The 2,793-nt window shown below is 45.3% G+C and carries 2 protein-coding genes; one reads left to right on the forward strand and one right to left on the reverse strand.

Annotated elements, in window-relative coordinates:
- Positions 1–1,383 (forward strand): S16 family serine protease (locus ACXJGZ_RS08150; protein ID WP_456399020.1); only part of this gene is annotated, 1,383 nt, incomplete at its 5' end.
- Positions 1,384–1,550: 167 nt separating this feature from the next.
- Here ACXJGZ_RS08150 and cca read toward each other — a convergent pair.
- Positions 1,551–2,793, reverse strand: a 1,243-nt coding sequence (gene cca / locus ACXJGZ_RS08155) for a CCA tRNA nucleotidyltransferase (protein WP_456399022.1), incomplete at its 5' end; no start/stop codon positions are given.

The following is a 2,793-nucleotide window of genomic DNA, read 5'->3' on the forward strand; positions in this document are numbered from 1 at the left end:
ATGATTGAGCAAACGGAGAAAAAACAAATAGGCCCCCTCGTTCAAATAACGAGCAAATCAGAGCCCGTTGATGTTGCAAAATACGCGAAAGAGAGATGGGGACTGGAAGTAATTGAGATTAAGGACATATATGATGCTGTGTTCTACTTCACGGGACATAAGATAGAAAAGCCCCAAGCCCCTGAAAATGTTAACATTGACACTAGCTTTGTTAAAGATGATGCTCTCAAGGATTATGACAACACGACGGCATATTTCAATGAAGTGAAGAAAGAGCTCAAAGAAAGTGATGTAGATTACAGCACCTATAACCTGCTAAACAATGCTTTAGAGGATGCAGACCAGAATATAAAGAGTGCAAAAGATGCCATGGATAGGGGAATGTACTACACGGCATTGAGCCTCGACTTTCAAGCCAGGATCACGATAAGAACCGTGGAATGGAGTTTAAAAGCCCGGGATGAGAGGGATATCGAAAATCTCCTAAAAAATGTGGACAGTGAAATAAAGAGCATTGAGAGTGAAGTTTTAAACAGAACTATACGAGGCATAACCATGCTCCAGGCTGAGGCGGCAAGCGAGCAGAGAATCGAGGAGGCAAAGGACTATATGAAGGATGCATGGGGATCCTATTACAGGGGGGATTACTTGAATGCAATAGGAAGTGCGGCATTTGCCTATGAAAGAGCTCAAACCGCGAGATTCTGGGCAAATCTTGGAGAAAGATATGCTGCTGGAGAAGAGATAAACAGAGAATCTGTTAAAGGTGTTGCCAGAGACTATCTCGATAACGCAAGGCTCATCATCACGTACATATCTTCAATGTTCGGTGAATCATACATGCAGGATCTCATCAGTGAGCTCGATAAGGGGGAGAGCTATTATGAGGAAGGGAAATACTCTGCAGCTCTCTTTTCGGGAATTGAGGCTCAGGTAAGAGCCAACATAATCCTGGATACTATTGGAATAAACAATGAGACCGTCCTCAAGGACAAGCTAAACCAGATGAAGAACGATGCAAAAACCGCCATAGCCATAGCCCAGAGCCAAGGGATTTACCCGATCCTCGGGATAGCCTACTACGAGTTCGCCCAGAACTATGAGAATCAAACCGGAACGGACAGCTTGATCAACGCCATGATATTCTACCAGTATGCAAAGGAAACATCAATAATATTCGTTAAGAGCAAGGGCACTCCAAAGATAGAGACGCCCACAACCCCCGCTATTCCTCTGGTAAACACGACGAGCACGCAAACATCAATAGAAAATGAAACAAACACCCAAACCGGTGATTCAAAGAGAAACGGGGTAATAATCTATACATCGGGAGCCCTCCTGATCGGTCTGCTCCTCGGAATCGGGCTTGGAAGGAGGCTTTAACTTCTTTATATCTCCCTCAACACTTTTTTAACGACAGGATCAATAATCTCGTATCTCTTTTTCCCTAGCTTCTCTTATCCATCCCATTTTTTCAGGCTTCTAAGATGGATCGAAAAGCAACTTACGCCACCATAAGTTACTTACGGTGCCAGAAGTTATAAAAGGTTTTATTTAAGGTTCCACTTCTTCTTGCTCAAAAAGAGGTAAGCTTCCCTCTTCAGGCCCGGTGGGACAAAATCCACCAGAATATCCGCCTCTTTAATGGCATCCCTTAGGTTCCTGCCCAAAGACACCTGGTTCTTCTCCAAAAGATCGATTATAACGTCAACGATGTGGGACTTTTGATGTTTTTCGCTGAACAGATTTCTCCCCCTAACCCAGACCATGTCGTGCTTTTTGTAGAAGTTTAAGCCCCTAGAGGTGTAAAACTCCGGGCCTGGGTGGACTTTTATCTTTGGACGCTCAAGCCCCTCAACCTCAAGCATTATGAAAGCCTTCTCCCCATAGCCCCAGTTTGCGTCGTAAACGTTAAAGCCCGCCTTTTCAACGGCATTCCAAAGTCCCCTAGCACTCTTCTCAAGCTGCGGCAGAAGGACGTCGTCAATAAATGGGGGCTTCTCAAAGAGGAGAACTATTAGGTGGGTGCCCTTCCTTTGGATAAGCTCCCTGTAGTCAGCAGCTTGAGGTTCCTTCGGAAAGAAGAACTCCATACTAGGCTTTTCAAGGAAGCCCCTAGCCTTGAAGTAAAAGCGCGCAAACTTCTCCCAGCTTAACGCAGAAGCAACATTTCTCCTTGGATCAACAGGGTCTAAAACGATTAGAGGTGCCTCTTTTTCACGCTCTATCGTTTTCAAAGCCATTTCCCTCTCCTTCTTAAGCCACCCCTCAGGATCTATGATTTTCTTCCTGTGCATAAAATCAGCGCTCTTTAAAACATCCAAGAAGGAGCCAAAATGTATTATCAAAAGCTCTGTTAGATAGCCGGAAAACCCTTTAACATAAATCTCGCTGCCGTAAACGTTAATACCCTTGAAGAAGCGCTTTAAGAGCCTAACCTCATCGTTTCTTCCGTTCAGATGCTTGAGCACCCAGCGGTTGTGCAGTATGGAGCGGTCAACGGCCGTCCTCACTTCCCTCCACGAGTTAACATCGTAACAGGGGACTAAATCAACGTCAAAGCCCCTGTACCTGCCGCTTATGTAAGGGTGCTCAGCGTAGGCCTTTTCATATGAGTCCAAGCGCTTCCCTATTGCTTCAGCCAGGTTAAATCCTTGTTCCTTGAGATCATTTAGCGGAACATCAAGAGGAAAAGCAAGGAACAGGTCTATGTCGTGGTCTCCCGCTAAATAAGTATCCTTAGCGAGGGAGCCCACAAAGTAGGGCTTGACCTCTAAGCCAGCTCTCTCTATC

This window comes from Palaeococcus sp. (in: euryarchaeotes), from assembly GCF_053987695.1.